Source organism: Rhodococcus sp. IC4_135 (genome assembly GCF_011602025.1).
Lineage (GTDB): Bacteria > Actinomycetota > Actinomycetes > Mycobacteriales > Mycobacteriaceae > Rhodococcus_F > Rhodococcus_F baikonurensis.
On record NZ_JAAOLG010000022.1, the window covers coordinates 1 to 20528 of the forward strand.

General features: G+C 60.2%; 12 protein-coding genes and 3 pseudogenes. 9 read left to right on the forward strand and 6 right to left on the reverse strand.

Translation table 11 applies throughout. The annotated features are described in order from the left end of the window. Positions 1–1092 precede the first annotated feature (1092 nt). Positions 1093–1260 (reverse strand): hypothetical protein, encoded by a 168-nt coding sequence (locus tag G8767_RS27075; RefSeq protein ID WP_166812815.1) that lies wholly within the window; start codon positions 1258–1260, stop codon positions 1093–1095. 201 nt (positions 1261–1461) lie between these two features. Between G8767_RS27075 and G8767_RS27080 the strand changes: the two genes are divergently transcribed. The 3 genes and pseudogenes from G8767_RS27080 to G8767_RS35970 all read left to right on the forward strand — a co-directional run. Then, positions 1462–5163 carry a hypothetical protein gene (locus G8767_RS27080; RefSeq protein WP_166812817.1) on the forward strand — a complete coding sequence of 1234 codons (3702 nt, stop codon included), beginning with the start codon at positions 1462–1464 and terminating at the stop codon, positions 5161–5163. A gap of 173 nt (positions 5164–5336) precedes the next feature. Further along, on the forward strand, positions 5337–5516 hold the full coding sequence (locus G8767_RS27085) for a hypothetical protein (RefSeq protein WP_166812819.1): 180 nt from the start codon (positions 5337–5339) through the stop codon (positions 5514–5516). A 511-nt stretch (positions 5517–6027) separates the two neighbouring features. Beyond that, positions 6028–6375 (forward strand): annotated as a pseudogene (locus G8767_RS35970) (transposase); the annotation flags it as partial. A gap of 35 nt (positions 6376–6410) precedes the next feature. Here G8767_RS35970 and G8767_RS27100 read toward each other — a convergent pair. From G8767_RS27100 to G8767_RS27110, 3 genes are all read right to left on the reverse strand, one after another. Then, positions 6411–6698 carry a YciI family protein gene (locus G8767_RS27100; protein ID WP_166812823.1) on the reverse strand — a complete coding sequence of 96 codons (288 nt, stop codon included), beginning with the start codon at positions 6696–6698 and terminating at the stop codon, positions 6411–6413. A gap of 239 nt (positions 6699–6937) precedes the next feature. Continuing rightward, entirely contained in the window at positions 6938–7183 is a 246-nt protein-coding gene (locus G8767_RS27105) for a WhiB family transcriptional regulator (RefSeq protein WP_166812825.1), read from the reverse strand. Positions 7184–7678: 495 nt separating this feature from the next. Then, positions 7679–8056, reverse strand: a complete 378-nt coding sequence (locus G8767_RS27110; protein WP_166812827.1) for a hypothetical protein — start codon at positions 8054–8056, stop codon at positions 7679–7681. Positions 8057–8134: 78 nt separating this feature from the next. Between G8767_RS27110 and G8767_RS27115 the strand changes: the two are divergent. Further along, a pseudogene (locus G8767_RS27115) lies at positions 8135–8588 on the forward strand (3-oxoacyl-[acyl-carrier-protein] synthase III C-terminal domain-containing protein); the annotation flags it as partial. A 1495-nt stretch (positions 8589–10083) separates the two neighbouring features. On the opposite strand, the gene G8767_RS27120 reads toward G8767_RS27115, so the two are convergent. Beyond that, complete coding sequence (locus G8767_RS27120; protein ID WP_166812829.1) at positions 10084–10857, reverse strand: glucose 1-dehydrogenase; 774 nt, start codon at positions 10855–10857, stop codon at positions 10084–10086. A gap of 653 nt (positions 10858–11510) precedes the next feature. Here G8767_RS27120 and G8767_RS27125 point away from each other — a divergent pair. Continuing rightward, positions 11511–11914 (forward strand): annotated as a pseudogene (locus tag G8767_RS27125) (IS6 family transposase); the annotation flags it as partial. Positions 11915–11955: 41 nt separating this feature from the next. Here G8767_RS27125 and G8767_RS27130 read toward each other — a convergent pair. Further along, positions 11956–12840: a mycofactocin-coupled SDR family oxidoreductase gene (locus G8767_RS27130; protein ID WP_166812831.1), complete on the reverse strand. Its 885-nt coding sequence runs from the start codon at positions 12838–12840 to the stop codon at positions 11956–11958. 1450 nt (positions 12841–14290) lie between these two features. On the opposite strand from G8767_RS27130, the gene G8767_RS27135 reads away from it, so the two are divergent. From G8767_RS27135 to G8767_RS27150, 4 genes are read left to right on the forward strand one after another with little or no spacing between them, the layout of a single operon-like run. Next, on the forward strand, positions 14291–15889 hold the full coding sequence (locus G8767_RS27135) for a carboxyl transferase domain-containing protein (RefSeq protein WP_166812833.1): 1599 nt from the start codon (positions 14291–14293) through the stop codon (positions 15887–15889). A gap of 7 nt (positions 15890–15896) precedes the next feature. Continuing rightward, complete coding sequence (locus G8767_RS27140) at positions 15897–17909, forward strand: biotin carboxylase N-terminal domain-containing protein (protein ID WP_206029838.1); 2013 nt, start codon at positions 15897–15899, stop codon at positions 17907–17909. Next, entirely contained in the window at positions 17906–19723 is a 1818-nt protein-coding gene (locus G8767_RS27145) for an acyclic terpene utilization AtuA family protein (RefSeq protein WP_166812835.1), read from the forward strand. Before G8767_RS27140 ends, G8767_RS27145 begins: the two co-directional genes overlap by 4 nt. Continuing rightward, entirely contained in the window at positions 19720–20517 is a 798-nt protein-coding gene (locus G8767_RS27150) for an enoyl-CoA hydratase-related protein (RefSeq protein WP_166812837.1), read from the forward strand. Before G8767_RS27145 ends, G8767_RS27150 begins: the two co-directional genes overlap by 4 nt. The last annotated feature ends 11 nt before the right edge of the window (positions 20518–20528 follow it).

The following is a 20528-nucleotide window of genomic DNA, read 5'->3' on the forward strand; positions in this document are numbered from 1 at the left end:
GGAGACGGGAGCGAGTCGCTGCGCTCCCCGCCAGGGACCCGCTGCGCGGCTCGCAGTGAGTCGAGTGCCGTTGCCGTCGATCGAGTCGCTTCGCTCCTCTAAATTCCGAATCTTGTTTCTCACCAACCGAATTCATCGCAACGTCTGAACCGGTACCCGACACCCGAACGAGGCTGGGGAGGAGAGGAAGGGTCACGAAAAGCGCCCCCGTCTCGCGTCCATTGCCTCGTCATCATCATGCTCCCAATCATACACCCCACCCACCAAATCGCAAAACAACCCGAAAACACGAAACACCGAAACACTCACCACCACAACAACATTCGACATTAAAGAAAACATCACCGTGCATAACCCCCGAAATCCACCCAACACCAACCGAATACCGAAACCTACTGACACACAACAACATTCAAAAACCGCCAAAAAGCAGCCGCACAACACCCCCACCCGAACCGGCACCACTCCCCACACCACCCAACCCGAACACCCCGCCGGCACCCAAAAACGCCGGCGCCCCACACACCCCAACAACCACCCCAGGGACATGTCATCACCGCAGGTCAACCCTAAAACACCAACACCGAACCCACCCACACCGACATCCACCACCCAACGCGAACCGGGGACGTGTCATCACCGCAGGTCAAAACCACAAAACAAGCACACCCCGAGGACACCACCCACTCAACGTGAACGTGAAACCCGCCGCTCCCCATACGCCAACACCGCCATTAACCCCACAATCACAACGGTCTCCCCCCACGGAAGCCACGACGGCACAAACCGATCAGAGAACAGCACGAAGGCGCAGGTAACCAGCGTGAGAACACACACGACACCCAAAACGACACGAAGCCCCCACCGGGCCCACTGCGCAGCTCTCCCGTATGTCGTCACCCACGCACCATAAGCCGAGCAGCGGCGCGATACGGCTACCTGCTGATCAATCCGGCGAATCGGCCCCAGCCCCTTCCAGACCTCATTCACCACCACAGAAACCAGAAAGCCCCTCACCTGACGGTGAGGGGCTTTCTTGGACCACACAAACTGGAAAGGTCCGGCCCGGTTGCTGCGGGCCGGACCTTTCGCTCAGACAGTCAAACCGATCGACACAACCCGGTAGTCGCTCTTGCTCTCCGGACGGTGCGGCAGGTTCGCACCGGCGTTCTCTGCATTCCATTCAGCGGCACGCTGCACGGCCCTACGGATCGCGCGGCGCTCAGCCTGAACGAAGCCTTCCGGCGCGGCGACGTTCACGGTGAAGACGTCGTCCTTGAACTCCGAAAAGCGTGACTGCTACAACGGCATTCCATGCTATCGACAACACCAAAGAGCACGACCATCCCGGCTGCCCCGCCCAAACTCATCGACGCCCTACATCTCCGCTACTCACGGCTGTATTCCACGTTTTTTCGCATTGCAAGTCCTCCCGAGGGTCTGTCTCTACACTCGCTATTCATGCACGCAGCGAACCCCCAGACCGACCCCGCTCAGTCAGCGGCCATTCAGGCATTGCTTCCTCTCACACCTGGATTCGATACAGAGCAGCACGGGGTTTACCTGCGGCATCTAGAGGTGGCGCTGAAAAATAAAAAGCTGCACAACATTGCCCTCACCGGAAATTACGGGATCGGCAAGTCAAGCATCCTCGACGAGGCCACAAGAAATAACCCTTCCAAGATTCTGAACCTGTCGATATCCACATTGGGTGATCCAACGCCCGATGCATCGGGGACGGATGACCCTGATATCGAAAGTCCCTCCATCACCAACCGGCTCCAGAAAGAAATCGTCAAACAGCTCCTCTACCAAGCACTTCCCTCCCAGCTCCCCAACTCGAGCTTCCGGCGACTAGGCAAGTTCCGCGTAAGGGCGAAATTCTTCGCGACCGGCGCTCTGGTGCTGGCGGTAGGCATGATCCTGGCATTGACAGGCCTCTTACCTACGATCTGGCCAGATGCGCCTACCCGAATACCCAGGTGGCTCCTGTACGCCGGGTTATTCTTCCTGATCACAGGCTTGCTGACCTACATACAAAGAGTCCTCGACCCCCGCTGGTCCCTCTCGGAAGTATCCGCCGGCGGCGCCTCGATATCACTCTCGAGCGTCGAGCCGTCCTTCGACAAACATCTTGATGAAATCGTCTACTTCTTCGAAGTACTGCCCTTCGACATCGTGATTTTCGAAGATATTGACCGGTTCGGCGACCCCCACATTTTTGAGGCCCTACGCGAACTCAACACCCTGTTGAACGCATCAGCTCAGCTGAAAAAGCGCTCGATTCGATTCGTCTACGCCATAAAGGACAGCATCTTCGAACAGATCGGCAACGATCTCGCGGCAGAAGATGCCAGTACTCCAGAGACCGACGACGCCGCGAAACTCGAGACAGCGCGAGCCAACCGCACAAAGTTCTTCGATCTCGTGATCCCCGTAGTCCCGTTCATCACTCACCGCAACTCGCGCGATCTCATGAGCCGTATCTTCACCACCGCAGTACCCGGAAGGGCTATCGACGGCGCTCTGATCGATCTCGTCGCGAAACACATCACCGACATGCGTCTGATCAAGAACATCCACAACGAGTTCGTCGTCTTCGCAGACCGTCTCCTGAGTTCACATAACGGCGTCCCAGGACTGGAAGCAAATCGCCTTCTCGCGATGATCGTCTACAAGAACATTCACCTTTCCGATTTCGAACGCATCAGCCGCGGAGACAGCGACCTCGACACCGTCTACCTCCTGAGCAGAAAAACGGTCAATGAGACCGTTGGCCGACTGACTAGACGTGAGCGTGAGATCAGTGACGAGACCGCTGGCAGCGGGGAAACTGAACGTGCGAGCCGACTCGGACCCAAACTCGTCGACTACATAGACAGGATCACGCGACATACAGGGCCTCAATACAATCCGGAGAGCTACTCGGTGAACGGCCAGTCGTTCACCGTCGATCAGCTCGGTACACCCGAGTTCTGGCGAAAGTTGAATGCCTCCGAGACCGGGTTGGACGTGCTCGTCCGGAACCCCCACACCTACGGCCAGGTGCAGCTCACGTTCAGTGTCGAAGATTTGCGCACTGCGCTGAACGACAGCCTTCAAGCTCAGGATTGGATCAATCAAAGGCAGCGCCGACTCAGGCTCGAACGCACTGAGATTCAACGCAAGTTGCGGCTGGTGCGGCACGGGGAGCTCGCGAAATTGATGACCGACGAAGATTTCACCGTCAACATCGACGGACAGGAAATGTCCTTCAACACACTCGTCGAAAAGGCAGTGCGTTCGAAGCTCGCTGTCGAATTGATCCGATCGGGCCACATCGACCGTAACTTCACGCTTTACGTCTCCCAGTACTACGGAGTCCGTGTCAGTGCTGACGTTATGACGTTCATCGTTCGTAGCGTTCAGACGGGCACCGCCGACATGCACTTCTCCTTTTCCGACCCGGCCGACATCGATGCTCTACTTGCCGAAACGGACGACAGTTTCCTCACCGATCGCAGCGCCTACAACATCAGTCTCGTCGATCACCTCAGCGAACAAGCCGACGACGAGAGGCTGTATTCGATTATCCCCAACATCATTCGTCTCGACGACGAGGACAGCGAATTCCTGAATACCTACCTCAATGAGGGCACCCACAGAGGTGCATTCGTCCCATATCTCTCCGGTGTCTGGTCAGGTGTCTTCTCATACCTGGTGGGGGCAGCCCCCGTCTCCGCGGAAGACCGCGCGCTGCTGGTCTCAGCAGCCCTCACCGGAGGCTCGGACAGTATCGATTACGGCGATGTCGTCGACGGCGCCCCCACCATCGGACAGTACGTCAGAGAGCACGCCGCAGGCCTGCCTTGTCTCACCGATCCGGAGCAATCCGATCATGCCGCACAGGTGATGTCGGTCCTCCGACACTACGCGGTCACAATCCTCGACATCACCGTGCTTGCACCCGAACTACGGCGCCGAGTGATAGCCGAAAACCTCTACGATCTCACCGCAACGAACCTGCATGCCGCCATCGACCAGGAGACCGGAAGTCTTGCCCTCGATGCGATCCGGGCCCGAAATGATCATGTCTACCGGTTCTGCCTCGGCGACCTCGCCGGCTATACCTCCGCCGTCGACACCGAAACCACGTACTGCATCGACCACCCAGACTCATTCAGCTCCGTCCTCGCCGACATCGGCGATCAGGAGAACATCGACCTCGTCGAGAAGATCATCAGCCGAGCGGCACCGGAGGACCGCCTCACCGCCCTGCCCGATGTACCCCCCTCGATGTGGCCGATCCTCGCCCGCCAGCACCGCTTTCCCTCCACGTTCTCCAACACTGAGAAATACATAGAGCACTTCACCGAAATCGACACCGCGCTAGGCGGTCTGCTGACACACACCTCTGCTATCACAGAAGCGGCCGGACACCCGGAAGACAACAGACAAGCACTCGCAATCACCATCCTCAACTCCAGCAGTACCATCCCCGAACCTCGTACTCGAATTGCCCTGGCCGAAAGTTTGGAACTCGATTTCCATATCGACCCCACCCTCATCACACCCGAACCCGGCCCACTTCTGACAGGTCTCCTCGAACACGACATCGTCAAAGACGAGATCGCACTATTCACCCACTTCCACGGACTCGACTGGAACACACTCGAAACAGCCATCGCCAAGTCCAACAACTTCGCCACTTTCATCTCCCCGGAGCTGCTCGACGAAAACGACCTACCTCAACTGTTCCGAAGCGCCCTCGTCCCTGAACCCATCAAACGTCACATTATCTCCGCCATAAACACTTTCGCGCCCAGACAAATACGAGAGTCAAATACTGCCGCCGCCGAGCACGCCATCAGACATTCGGTCCGGCTAACCACAATCCCATTACGACACATGGCCGAGTCAGAAATCCCCGCAAGAGTATTGATCCAACTTCTGGCGGCCGCTGATGATTCAGTCACCGACACAGATGTCGTCTCGATACTCGCCGTAATGCCGACCCCCTATCCGAAGCTCGCTAGCAACGCTCCAAGCAAGTTCGATCTCCCCAACGACGACATCCACCAAGCCGTGCTGAATCGGCTCAAGAGATTCGGAATCGCGTTGTCGTACAGACGAAAAGCTGCCAACCCCACGCTGAGATCCGTCACTGTCGGGCCGCGGGCATGATGCATGTTCACTCAAAACTTGAAGCCATGGATGCGAAGGCCACGATCCCATGATGCAAAACACTGAATCGAACAGACCGCGACAACGGCCGCGGGTTGTGCGGCACCCTTTGTTCCTGTTTCCGCGGCGCAGCGACCTACCGAATCGCCCTCCATGCAGACGATTTCGTGGTCATGGCGTTCGGCACCCGGCAGCAAGCCGAGGATCTCTACGGCGAGATCAAGACCGTGCTTGCGACGGTCGGGCTCCGTCTGGCGCCCGAAAAGACGCAAGTGGTGGGATCGACGGGGGCTTCGATTTTCTCGGCTTCCGCATCCAGCGGCACCGACAGAAAGGAAGCGACCGGAAACTGATCTACACACCTACCCGTCGAAGAAATCGAGGAACACCATTCGGCGTAAGGTCACGACAGCGACCGGCAGACAGACCACCATCTTGCCCCGCGGAAGATATGTTCCGACTTCTGGGACAGATCACTCGCTGCTGGGCGTTATATTTCCGGCACGGCGCGCCGGCCCATGCGCTCGGCCTGCTCAACCACCACCTGCGGTGGCGGGTCTGGCGTTGGCTACGCAAGAAACATCCGAACCGGAAGGCGTACTGGATCATTCGCCACTACTATGGCTCCGGCCGATGGTGGCCGGAAGCGGGCGGGATCACGTTATTTCAACCCGCGACGGTGACGATCAAACGCTACCGATACCGCGGGCACGTACCCCCAACCCGTGGCTGATCCAGGCCCAGAAAACAGTACCGACAACATTTGCGGAGAGCCCGGTGCGGTGAGAATCGCACGCCGGGTTCAGCGGGCGGCCCGAGGAAACGGACCGGGAGCAATCCCGATACCGCGCCTCGGGTCGACCCCACACGTTTCGGTTGTCGTCCCGTCAGCATTGGAATGCGCTCAAACATGACCTCAAACCGATCTACACTCCCCGACCGAGGCCGTCGCGAGTGCTGTGCTCTACCAATGCTATTGAGACCTGAATGCCCGATACGGCGTGCTGGCAAGGCTCGTGGGCGTCTTCCCACCGAAGCTGCCGCACAGAATATGCCTCTATCTGGTGACTCGTTCACTGGACCCGGCAGGCAAGGGGCCAGGCACGATGGATAACGAAGTGGAAGCCTGCGCTGAACGCGTTTGCGATCACGTTCGCCGATCGTTGGCCCGGACGGAAACTTACTGATGGAAAACCACCGAAACCCCGTTAGCGAGATAGACCCCGGTTGCCACGGTGTCCATCTGCCTACTGGTCTATCAGGTCGGCATGTGCTGCTCTGGATGCTCGGAAGTGGATGAAGTCGTAGGCTGAAACGACTCCGTCGCGCAGGAAGGGGTCTTGGCTCATTAGGGCCTGTACTCGTTCCAAGTCGTCACCGCGTGCGATGATGACGCCGCCGGCGAGCTGTTGCCGGGGGCCGGACGCAATGAAATGTCCTTCTTGATAGCACCGTTCGACGAACGCGAGGTGCTCGGCGCGGACGGGCTCATCGCGTGAGACGGCCCGGGTATAGGTGCTGGAGATAACGAACATAGGTGAATCCGTTCCTGTATCTGTGTCCCTGGACGGTGGCGGGCACCGTGGGAACTCGAATCCTTCGAAGTTCTGTGTGGCGGTGTTCTCGATCTACTGCATGTAGACAGTGGCACTGCTAAAGCTGGAGAGTCCCGCAGTGAATGCGAAGGCAGGGCTTCCTATGATTGTCGGTCAGAATTGCGGGCTGGGAGGATGAACCATTTGCATTGACGGCGTTCATGTTTGGTCAATCCGCCTCATACTCCGAATGGTTCGTTTGCAGAGAGTGCGTAGGAAAGACATGGCTTGATGACGGGGCATGGTATGCAGATGGCTTTGGCGTTGGCGGTCCTCTCAGGTGAAGCGTCTTCTGAATCCGCAGCATCGAAGAACGCCAGCGTGTCTCTGCCGCTACAGCTCGCGCGACGTTGCCAATCCCATATTCCGCTCCTGGATGGAGGGGGTAGTACTGGCTGGTCTCGGATGGCACTTGTTTTGTTCATACACTCACCTTAAGCAGAAAACGTGCGCTTCCAATAGTTGCAAATCCTACAAAGATACGCTCGTAGTTGATTCCAGCAAAGTGACTCACGCGTGCCGCTCTGGCTGCGATGGACAGCGCCCACCTACGACTTGATCGGGCGCGCGAGAGGGGTCGGGGCACTCTTGCCTGATACCCAGACGGCATTGAGTGATTGCACTTGCGGCTTTACTGCAACGCTCGGATGGGACTTACCGTTGCTTGAAACGGTTCGAAAGGCCGTCCCAGACGTTTCCGGCAGACGAAACGGTCCGCCTCGTCGTACCCAATGCCGCGATGTGGAGAATCCTGTAGCGGCGTCGTTGCCAGATCCTCGATGGCTCCGACTCCTGTCAGCGCTTCGCGCCCGGGACACGCGCAGCGTGGCGAAACCGACCGCGTCCCCAGTTCCGATGGTGTGGCTCACCGATACCCGGTTCGAACCTGGCGCTCGACGACTGCCCCCAGAACTTTCACGTCAACAACAAGCGACACGACGCGGCGAATGCACGCCCCCGACTAGCCCTGCGCGAGTTGACATCTCAACAACCCACTGAGCTGGAGGTGAGCAGCGACGAAGGTTTCGCTGGACTTGAAGTGCGCGACTCTGGACGATCGTCCCCTCGATGACAGACAAGAGCAGTCCCCCGATAGAGCGCGCGGTCGAATTATCGAGTCCGGCCTCGGCGATGCCGACGGCGAGTAACCCCGTCCACTCGGTGAATGCGTGGCCGGCCGCAGACTGGGCCGTGGGATCGAATTCGTCCAACGCTGCCGCCATCATGACCGAGCCCAGTCGGTAGTCGCTGGTTTCGAGAGGATCGAGAGCCAGAAGGCGAGCAGTTCGTCGAGCCATTGATCGAACGACGGGGTGGTCGGCAGCTGTTGAGCCATCGCACTCAGGTGTGAGCGACAACCCTGGACACGAACCGAGTCGAGGATCAAGCAGGACAAAGACTTCACACAGTATTTCGCCGAGGTCGAGGCAACAGAAGCCAGTGAAGGTCACACGGAACGAGCCTACATCTGAATGAAGGCCAAGCCGTGTTCCGTTGGGCGGTAACCTTTTTGAAGAAGGCGTGCCGCGACGCGCTGAAAAAGGCCGGTGTCGCAGCCGTGGATCTGGATGCATTCGTGCCGCACCAGGCCAACAGTCGCATCACCGACGCACCGATCCGGACGCTGGGACTGCCCGACACCGTCGCCGTAGCCCGGGATATCACCGAAGGCGGCAACACCAGCGACGCGTCGATCCTTCTGACAATGGAAGAGCTCCCCCGGTCCGGCAAGGCCCGCCGGGTGATACGGCACTGCTGCTCGGCTTCGGCGCGGGACTCGCCTACCCCAGCCAGGTTGTCCAACTACCCCCATCGCATAACACCACGTGATGGCGATCGCACGACCTCAGCCGAATGGCCTCAGCGCGTTGCCACCGTACTAGGCTTCCTCGTCTCACCTCACCGACGTTCGCGCCTAGGGCGTTCAGAAACAAGTCGAACAGATCACGTCGAAGCCCGCTGCTGCGAGCGTGTACGCGTCTCATACTCGGACGAAGACCTCGAAGACTCCCGGCCGTCACCGCACAACAATTAGTTCAACTCCCACCGGCGAGGCGAATCATGGCCGGTGTATTTCCGCTTCGCTTTGTGAAGCAACCCGCACACGATGACGATTCGCGCGCTTCTTTTCGATCACGTCACCGAGACTCGGCACGATTAGCTGTCCTCGATTGCGACGCTCTCGATCTGCACGCCTGGAAAATCGGGTCCAGGGCATTTGCTTCCAGTCATACCGACGACCGTACCAACTCGTCGCCTTCGCGCCTGCCTCTCGATATGTGTGGACCACGGCACCACTCGAACCAGCTGCTCTCCAGCTTCGCGCTTCAGCGTTGCTCAGGCTCGGATCCAGCAGCCGAAACACCATCAGCGAGATAGACCCGGCCGTCGCACGATAGGCACGGCAGGCATCGGGGTCGAGTCTTGCTCGAAACGGATCCGACATGTCCGACGGGATGTATCGTCAGGGTCGGGCCCGAACGCTTCGCCGCGCGGACCCCCGCAGTGCGTCGGGGACCACATGAACGACCAAGTGCGCGAAGTGATTCGAAATCCTCGAACATTGCGCGTATTCGTCCACGGAGGGGTCATCGACGATGGATCGTTTCCCCGCGCAGCAGTCGGCGACGTAGCCGACGTGTCATTGGTACTTTGTTCAACTAGTGATGCGCCTTCGGTGTGCGATGAAACGCGAACGGCAATCTCAGCCGACTGGCCACCCCACCTCGCCACCAAGCCGCCGATCGCCCCTCCACCGTGGAGCGACTGAAGGGTGACCTCGAGCTAGCTGGCGCGGCCTGCAGGAAGGTCAAGCGGACCAGGTCAGGGACCTCGGGCACCAAAGCCGGCCGATCCGGCCGAGCGCAACATCCGCACGCTGGCACCAGACCGGCTCTGCGCCGCGGGCTTCGCCTACGTCTCGTGGTCGGGCTGGTACTACACGGCATTCGTGATCGATGCCTACGCCCGCCGGATCCTCGGCTGGTCCATCGGACCTACCATGACCAGCTAGTTCGTCGTCGAGTAGGCCAGACCCGCAGCAGTGACCTGAACGGACTGGTCACGCATCACGACCACGGCGTTACTGCGACGACCTCGCCGACCGAGCGGTCTGAATTCACACAATCTCGGGCGGATAACGTCGGCGCATCATGAGCCCTTCTCGGGTGCACCAACGCCCGAAGGTGGCATAAACGAAGTCCGAAAAACTCGGGTCACATCATCTTCCCAAAAAGCGCCGGAACCCAGTTGCGGTAAAAACCACATCTGGGTTCCTATGACCTCGGTCGACGTAAGGACGTCCAAACGTTACAAGCCCCTGTAGCTATGCCAGTGGCGTGGCCCTACCGAGGATCAAGCCACCGTCCACCGGCAGACTGACCCCGGTCACAAAGCTGGCGCGATCACTTAGGAGAAAAGAAATGACCTCCGAAATCTCATTGGTCTCCCCCATGCGCCCAATTGCCTGGAACTTGACCGAATCGTTTAAGATTTGCTTGAGATCGGCGTTCGAGTCCATCGTGTCCTTGAGCATGGGCGTCTGAACAATGCCGGGGTGCAACGCGTTCACGCGGATCCCATGCTTTCCGTATTCGATCGCAGCCGTCTTTGTGAGACCGTTGATTCCGGCTTTGGTGCTGGTATAGGCCGACATGTTTTCGTAGCCGATCAGGCCTGCGCCTGAACCGATATTGACGATGGACCCCGACTTTGCACTGAGCATATCGGGAATAACTGCCTTGATGCCCAAGAAGACACCTTTGAGGTTGACGTCGATCACCTTGTCCCACTGCTCAACAGGTGTTTCATGCAACGGGGCGGCGAGTTCGATACCTGCATTGTTGACCAACGAGGTCACGGATCCGAAGTGCGAGCGTGCCGCCTCGATCGCGTCCGTCCACGATTGCTCCGAGGACACGTCGAGATGAACGAAAAGTGCGTTTTCACCAAGTTCAGACGCTGTCGAGCGCCCTTCGTCATCGAGAACGTCTGCGATGACGACGCGTGCACCGGCGTCGACAAAGTTTCGAGCATGGCACGCGCCCATACCGCGCGCACCGCCTGTGACCAGGACGATCTTGCTATCGAGATTCGGCATTTTTGGTACGACTCCTTCATGTCACCCTTGCGGGATCTTTATTGACTGCTGACGCGCAGAGGACAACCAGCCGGCCGCCGAAGCGGGGATGCATCGTTCTACCGGCCGTCATGGCGTGATGATCGTCACCTAGAGAATCATAACTTGACAGATCAGTCAATATTTTTGGCTCACATACGGGGGGGAACTAGGCGTGTTAACTATGCTGATCGCTAGTCATTCCTACTATGGATGATCTCAAACTCGACCCAATAGTCAACTCGTACCATCGTTAATATCAAGTTGATTGCGTTGCCTCACACACAAAAAGAAGTCCCGGCTTTGGTGCATCGCCCCTGCCCACGATGAACCGACGCCAGGGCGATGATGGCCCGGCGACGATCGATTGGTCCGAGGGCACACGGGAACTGGCCTCGGAATGCCGGAGGGGAGGGCATTCATATGCCCAAGACCGTCGACTTCGGCCGTAAGGCCAATGCCACACAGATCGAAGGGCACGGCTTCCTCGGCGGTTCCGCGACTAAGACTGGCAGCGCCGTTACAGGCTTCGACTAGTCGGTCGGCACTGTCACGTTGTTGAACCCGGCAACTGGGAGAATGTTGCGTGAGCACCGCACTGCCTTTCGTACAAAGGCCATCGCTAGTCGGTCGAGATCATCAACCACTGCGTGTGGTTACTTCCGGTTCCCGCTCAGCTTCCGTGAGGTCGAGGAGATGATGCTCGAACGCGGTGCCGTGGTGAGTTACAAACAATCTGCCGGTGGTGTACCAAGTTCGGGCAGGCCTACGCCGATCAGCTGCGCGTACGGCACGCCCGGCCCGGTGACAAGTGGCACCTCGGCGAGGTCTTCATCCGCATCAACGGCAAACTGTATTACCTGTGGCGCGGGTCGACCAGCACGACACCGTACTCGACGTCCTGGTCGAGTCGCGCCGAAACGGTAACGCCGCCAAACGATTCTTCCGCCGGCTACTCAAAAGTCTGGAGTATGTGCCGCGGGTGATCGTCACCGACAAGCTCGCCAGCTACCAGGTGGCGCACCGCAAGATGCTGGCCTATGCGCATTGCATCGGACCAGCCATCAGCCTACGGGCATGTCAGCCCTTGGATGCTGCCTCTGCCGCCGCTTCTGCAATGTTGGCCATGTTGAGACCCGGCAACAGCATGTGACCACCATCGATCACCAATTCCTGGCCGGAGACGTATCGTGATTCGTCGGATGCCAACCACAGCACGCCCTCACTAGTCGCCTCAGGGGGCAGCATTCCAACGCCCTTCAGCAACGCATAAGCCTTACCTCCGGACTCCATATGGTCCTGCGTGCCCAAGCCTGGCCCACCAGCCATCAGATCCCAGCCCCCCTGCCAATCAAGGATGGGTGTCCTGACGACACCGGGCAAAACAGCGTTGCAGCGGATACCGAGCGGGCCGAGTTCGAGAGCCACTGCTTTCATCAGTCCGAGCGCCCCATGCTTAGAACTGACGTAATGCGCATAGTTGACACCCGGTTCCTTTCCGTTGACCGACGCGATAACAATCATCGAGCCCGACCCGCGCTCAATCATGTGCGGCGTAACCGCTTTCAACGTTCTCATAACGCCGAGGAGGTCAATATCGACTACGTCTTTCCACTCTTCTTCGGGTATTTCCCAGAATGGTCCCACGCTCCAGGCACCAGCATTGGCGACAACCACGTCGATATGACCGAATTCGGCGATGCCGGCGGCAACAGCGGAATCCAGACTGGACTGGCTTCGAACGTCCCCGACGAAGCCAAGAATCCGCCTGCCAAGCTTTTCGACGCACGTGACCGTCTCGTTCAGATCGTCCTCGGTGGCTAGAGGATGCGGGATATTTCCCTGACTCGGACAATCGAGCGCCACGATATCAGCCCCCTCCTCGGCCAGTCTGATAGCGTGCGCGCGACCCTGGCCCCGCCCAGCTCCGGTTATGAACGCAACTTTTCCATCCAAACGTCCCATAATTAACTCCCTGTCTTAGTTCCGAATCGAACATAACCATGCCGTTGTATCTATTTGATCGCGTACGTTCGCGTCTTGTCCTAGGCGCCGGGGCATGTACGTTGCGACCGCGAGAGGCGTCGTCCGCGTCGCCGCCCTATCGACGGAGTAGAAGAAATGGTTTGCGAAAGAGCTCCCATTTCGGGAGCTCTCCCACTGCTGGCCAGGTCTACAGAGCTCGCTCAAACGCGTCCCACCACGATGACGCCGCACAGAAAAGCGGCTGGCCTCGTCCTGTGTGTGCAGACGGCGATGAGCGCGTTCCTGTAACCGAGGTTCACTACCAGGTCATCCTCGCTTCGCCGAGATGCGATCTGCACCACACTCCACCACTACTTGACTGGCTAGTCAATAGCGGGATGGATTGGACCCAGAATGAGGCGAGAAATTGCATGCGGAAAGCGGCTGGAGCGACACAAGGAGTGAGCATGCGACCGCCGACAGAGCCTGACGGCGCCCGAGATTGCGAACGGCAGCTTCCCTCACCTCGCACCACTTGACGGCGTCACACTCTTAGGCGCGGAGACCGGATGCTGAGGTTGACCCGACGCAGCTAGCGCCCGGCCCGCGCAAGCGCATCGGCGCAACCCCAGAAGAAGAGCTCATGAACTGCGATTATCAACAAGCGACTATCGGGATGAGCATTAGACTGCCCTTCGCTGGACCGCCCCGCCTCGGACCACGAAGCCGCGGACAACTGTCCGGACCGAGAGTGCCCAGTGGCCACGACGAACGAAGAGCCTGATCCCGATCCAGCCTTCGGCATCGCACGACAGGAAGCGAAGGCGAGTTGCGACCACGCCAGACAGCACCGCCAGCACCCCTCACATGACCGTCGCTTTCACTCGACAAAAAAATCAAGTTGGCCAGCACGAATCACATCAGTCAATAGGATAGGGGCGAGCAAGGTAGCCGTCTCGACCGAAGTTCCAAGTACCGAACTGGCTCGCCGTAAACTGCGCCAGGTTGCGACCGTGCGCGCTGGTCGGCACACGAGCCGCCCGTTCATCAGGACTCGGACGCAGGGCACTTCGCGCCATTCGTCCGCAATCATTTCCTCCGAGTTGCCTCGCTGGTCATCGATCATGCAGCTTCTGCGGGTCGACGACCATCACGCCGCGCTACTGCCGAAGTTTCGGTCCCATGACGCCCTGCCGTGACCAAAGTTGACTATTTGATCAATATCAAGGACTCGGCATGGATCGTTCACTTTATATGAGCCTGTCAAAAGCCTAAAAACTGTCGTCGACACTTGATTTATGAGTCAACTTGGTGTTGGGTGGAAATAGTTGGACGTAGCTCACCGAGCCGACCGCGGTCAGTTCTTCGCTGTTTGCCCGCGCGGGTGCCGAAATTATCCGGTTGACCGGGAGCTGCCGACCTTATTCCCCGACTTCATCGAGGTGCACCAATGACGGTCATACCCACACGATTCGACATCAGGTCGGAGCAGTTCCTGCTCGACCGTTCCGCGATGCTGGACGCCCTGGAACCTCTGACCGCTCTCACCGATCGCGTCCTTGCGTCAGGTGGAGAGAAGGCCGTGCAGCGCCACCGCAGCCGCGGCAAACTGCTCGCACGCGAGCGCGTCGATCTCCTGCTCGACGAAGACGCCCCGTTCCTCGAGCTATCCAGCTACGCAGGGGCACACGACCCGAACGAACAGCCCGGCGGCCGACTCATCACCGGCATCGGACCTGTCAGCGGAGTCGAGTGCATGATCATCGCCAACCAGCCGACGGTCAAAGGTGGCTCACTCAACCCCGACGCGGTGGCGAAACAACTCCGAGCACTCGACATCGCGGCCCGGAACCGACTACCGGTGATTACGCTCGTTGAATCCGGCGGAGCAGATCTACCCAAGCAAGCAGACATATTCGTGAACGGCGGGCGCAGCTTTCGCGAAATCACCCGTCTCACAGCATCGGGCATTCCCACCATCTCGTTGGTGTTCGGAAGCTCGACCGCCGGTGGTGCCTACGTGCCCGGCATGAGCCAATACACGGTTCTCGTCAAGGAAGCTGCCACGGTCTACCTCGGCGGGCCACCTCTGGTGAAGATGGCGATCAACGAAGAGATCGACGATGAGTCGCTCGGTGGGGCCGAGATGCACGCCCGTGTGTCCGGGTTGGCAGACTACCTCGCCGAGGATGAGCGCGACGCCCTGCGTTTAGGCCGTCAGATCGTGGCGGATCTGCAATGGACCAAAGCCGGCCCGGGGGCCACGCTGCCCGCCGACCCCCCAATTCACGATCAGAGCGAGTTGCTTGCGTGCGCTGCAGCGGACTCGAAGCGATCGGTGGAGGTGCGAGAGATCCTTGCTCGCGTGTTGGACGGCTCGCGTTTCGACGAGTTCAAACCACTGTTCGGTACTCAGTTGGTCACCGGATGGGGCTCGATTGCGGGATTCCCGGTAGGTGTCATCGCCAACAACGGCATTTTGTTCTCTGATGAAGCGAACAAAGGGGCGCACTTCATTCAGCTGGCGAACGCACGCGACATCCCGTTGCTCTTCATCCAGAACATCACCGGCTTCATGGTCGGCTCGGCAGCCGAACGCGGTGGGATCATCAAGGACGGCTCGAAACTGATCAATGCTGTCTCCAATTCCACTGTCCCCCACGTGACTTTGATGATCGGCGCTTCGTACGGTGCTGGAAACTATGCGATGTCCGGCCGCGCCTACGATCCCCGATTCGTCTTCACCTGGCCCAACCACCGCATCGCAGTCATGGGCGGCGCACAGCTCGGCGGAGTCATGTCCATCATCAAGAAGACAGCAGCCCAGCGTGCCGGCACCGAGTTCAGCGACGCCGACGACGCCCGGGTGCGCCGCGAGATCGAAGACTTGATCGAGAGTCAGTCCGGTGCTGTGTACGCCACCGGACGACTGTGGGACGACGGAATCATTGATCCTCGCGATACCCGCGCCGTTCTCGGCCTCGCCCTGTCCGCCGTACATTCCGCACCGGTGACCGGGACGTCCCGGTTCGCTACGTTCCGATTGTGAGACTTCCGTGAACCACACACCGATCAATACATTGCTCGTCGCCAACCGCGGCGAGATCGCACGGCGTGTCATTCGCACCGCCCGCGCTATGGGAATTCGCACCGTTGCGGTCTACTCGGATCCGGACGCGCGATCCCCGCACGTCACTGACGCCGATTTCGCCGTCGCAATCGGCGGGTCCAGCAGCGCCGACTCCTATCTGAAAGTCGACAAGATTCTCGACGCTGCACGGCGCACCGGTGCCGACGCCGTTCACCCCGGCTACGGGTTTCTCTCGGAGAATCCCGAATTCGCCGAGGCATGCGAAGCCGCCGGCATCAACTTCGTCGGCCCGAGCGCACAATCGATGCGGGTGATGGGTCTCAAGGACCGCGCGAAGGAATGGGCGCGTAAAGCGGACGTGCCAGTCCTGCCCGATGCGGTTATCACCGGGGACGACACCTCTGAATGGGAGAGCGCAGCAGCCGAAGTGGGGTATCCATTGCTGGCCAAAGCCGTAGCAGGAGGCGGAGGTAAGGGCATGCGCCTGATCGAACGTTCCGAGGACCTTGTCGACAGTGTGGCATCGTCCCGCCGCGAAGGCGCGAATCTGTTCGGCAACTCGACCGTGTTCCTTGAGAAGTACCTGCGGTATTCACGACACATCGAGATCCAGGTCTTCGGCGACAAGCACGGCAACGCCGTGCATCTCGGTGAACGCGAGTGTTCCATTCAGCGTCGCCATCAGAAGGTGCTCGAAGAAGCACCCTCGCCCGTCATCGGACCCGACGCGCGCGAACGAATGGGTTCAACCGCAGTGTCGCTGGTTCGTGAGCTCGGCTATGTCGGTGCCGGCACTGTGGAGTACCTCTACGACGACGAGACGGGGGGATTCTACTTTCTCGAGATGAACACCCGCCTCCAAGTGGAGCATCCCGTCACCGAGGAAGTAACTGGAATGGACTTGGTCGCACTGCAGTTGCGGGTGGCGCGTGGTGAGACTCTGGGATTCGAGCAGAGCGATGTCCGAATCGACGGGCACGCAATCGAAGTGCGACTCTACGCCGAGGACCCTGCGAACGACTACCTCCCGACCCCCGGACAGTTGCACCGTTATACCCATCCCGACCGCATAGGTCTTCGATACGAGGACGGAATCGTCGCTCCGGCGGAGATTTCCCCGTTCTACGACCCGATGATCGCCAAGATCGTCGCTCACGCCGGGAACAGAACCGACGCTGCCTTCGCGCTCGCCTCAGCCATAGACGCCACTCACGTGCACGGTGTCACGACCAATCGCAGCTTCCTGGCATCGCTGCTCCGCGATCCGGATTTCCTCGACGGCGCCACCCGTACCGACTTTCTCGACGGTCATCCCTACCTGCTGAATCCGGCAGCCAGAACTGCCGAGAGGGTTCACCTCGCAGCGGCGGTGGCGGTGTCCACCTCGAGACGCGCCGCGCACGATCCGATGCGGGGTCATGCCCGTCCCGGATTCCGAACGCTCGCCGCCCGGACGCTCACGCACGCCACCTGGCACCGTCTCGGAGACGACACTGCCATCGAGATCGGTTACCACCAGAATGGTTGGTCGGGGGACGCCGACCTCGAAGTCGAGATAGACGGGACACGGCACGAGTTTCGCCTCCTCGATCTCACGTCCGACTCGGTACGAGTGCAGTACGACGGTGTCGATTACCCCTGCACAGTCGTCATCCATCCCGACGAGTCGATCTGGGTCAACGATTCGAGCAGCCAGTCCGGCTGGCGGCGTTCTCCTCGCCTCCCTGATCCCGATTCCGGAGCGGCAACCGCGCTGGGTCCAGTGAACGACATTCCCGGGACAGTCGTTGCCATCGCCGTAGAGATCGGCGACGTCGTCACCGCTGGACAGAAACTGGTCACGGTCGAAGCGATGAAGATGGAACACCCAGCAGCAGCGGCAGTGGACGGAACCGTCGAACACATCCACGTTGAGGTAGGCCAATACGTCGAGGCTCACACCGTTCTGGTGACACTGTCGGCGGTGGATCCCTCATGAACGCATCACGTCCCCTGCGGATAGCCAACTGCTCCGGCTTCTTCGGCGACCGCCTCGCCGCGGCACGCGAGATCGTCGACGGCGGGCCCATCGATGTCCTCACCGGTGACTGGCTGGCCGAATTGACCATGGGCGTTCTCGTCAAGCAACGCAAACGCTCCCCCGGCGCCGGATTTGCACGCACGTTCGTCCGGCAACTGGAGGACGTGCTCGTCACCTGCCTGGACCAGAACATCAAGATCGTCTCCAACGCCGGCGGTCTCGACCCGCACGCCTGCGCCGAGCAGATAACGCGCATTGCCGAAAGCGCCGGCCGAACCGTCCGGGTCGCCGTCGTCGACGGTGACGACGCCACCGACGCCTTCGCACTTGCCCGCAGAAATGGCTGGGACGCACCACACCTCGATAGCGGGCAATCATTCGCCGACATCGACCGCGAACCCGACGTCGTCAGCGCATACCTCGGAGCCTGGGGAATCAAGGAGGCGCTCGATGCCGGAGCCGATGTCGTCGTCACCGGCCGAGTCACCGACGCAGCCATCATCGTAGGCCCGGCCGCGTGGCACTTCGGCTGGTCGAGGACCGACTGGGATGCGTTGGCCGGAGCCGTTACCGCGGGACACGTCATCGAGTGCGGGGCCCAGGCCACCGGCGGAAACTTCTCGTTCTTCTCCGAGTTGGACGGAATGGCCCACATTGGATTCCCGATCGCCGAGATTGCCGCCGACGGCTCCTGCGTCATCACCAAACACCCGGGCACAGGAGGCGCAGTGACTGTGGAAACGGTGACTGCGCAGCTGCTTTACGAGATCGACGGACCGCGATACGCCAACCCCGACGTCATCACCCGGCTAGACACCGCCCGGCTCACCCAGCTCGACACGGACCGCGTACAGATCTCGGGAGTACGCGGCGAAGCGGCTCCCGCAACGATCAAGGTGGGCGCACTGGTCTCCGGTGGATGGCGCAACGAGGTGACGTTCGTGCTCACCGGCGCGAACATCGAGGCCAAGGCGGAGCTTGCCCAACGCGCGATGTGGGCCAACATCGCTGGCGGCGAAGACGCCTTCGAGAAAGTCACTGTCCGACTCCTCCGAGCCGACAAGTCCGATCCGGCGAGCATGAACGAAGCCGTTGCGCTGCTCACCATCTCGGTCACGGACGCCTCCCCGGAGAAGGTACGCGCATTCCCCAGGGCAGCGATCGAGACTGGGCTCGCGAGCTATCCAGGCCTGTACTTCACCGCTCCGCCGGCGGCAGGCAGCGAAGTCACCGTATTCTGGCCGACACTGATGCCTGCCGATACCTTCCGCCAGCGAGTAACGCTGGGAGACAAGCAATTCAATGTTCTACCGGCACCCACCGCACCGCCAGCAGAAGCGATCGAAGCGCCTGCTGGTGAAGAGGAAGTGACTGCATTCGGTCCGACCGTGCGCCGTCCTCTGGGCACTGTCCTAGGGGCACGGTCCGGAGACAAAGCCGGCAACGCCACCCTCGGGTTGTGGGCCCGCGACGATCAGGGGCACCGCTGGCTCAGATCCTGGTGGACCGAAGACGCGATTCGTGCTCTGATCCCAGAAGCGGCGCAGTGCTCGCTACGTATGTGGGAATTGCCGCATCTGCGCGCGTGCGGAGTGACCATCGTCGGACTACTCGGCCGAGGGGTCGCGGCGAACCTGAATCTCGACTCGCAAGGGAAGGGCCTCGGCGAGTTCGTCCGCGCGCGCCATCACGACATCCCCGCGGTCTTCATCGACAATCCGCCGTCCGCGCCCCATGCTGCTCCCTCGGAAGACAAGAGGGCGTCGCAATGAGCGCACCTGGGCAAAATTCTGAACTGGTACACCTCGCGACCGAAGGCGGAGTCTCCGTCGTCACTCTGAACTCGCCGAACAACCGGAACGCACTCTCGGCACAACTTCGAGCCGATCTGCTCGGCCACCTGCGCGCGGCCATCGACGACGAAGCCACCCGCGCAGTGGTGCTCACACACACCGGTTCGGTGTTCTGCGCCGGCGCAGACCTGAAGGAGACCCGAACCGGCGACACCTCGCGGTCCGGGCAGGAGCTCGTCGATCTGCTCACGATGCTGTTGACCTCCCCCAAGCCGGTGATCGCTCGACTGAGAGGCCCGGCTCGTGCCGGAGGCATCGGGCTCGTAGCGGCATGCGACTTCGCGGTCGCCGTGGACACCGTCACGCTCGGTTTCAGCGAGACGAGGATCGGAGTGGTTCCCGCCGTCATCTCCGTGCCACTTCGATTGCGCGTGGCATCCGCAGACCTGCATCGACTGTTCCTGACCGGTGAGACTTTCGATGCCCACCACGCGGCTCGGATCGGGCTGATCAGCGAGGTCACCGCAGCTGACGATCTCGATATCGCGGTCGGCCGGCTCACCGACGCAATCGGGCTCGGTTCTCCAGGCGCCATTGCCGGAGTCAAGGAGATGCTGCGGCCCTCGGCGGCGGCCTTAGCAGAGCAATTCGACCGAATGCTGAGTCTGACATCGTCCTACTTCGCTTCCCCGGAGGCGCAGGAAGGCATGCTCGCCTTTTCCGAGAAAAGGCCACCGTACTGGGCTGTGTCCGGTGCCGACTCCACAACCTGACCGTCACCAAA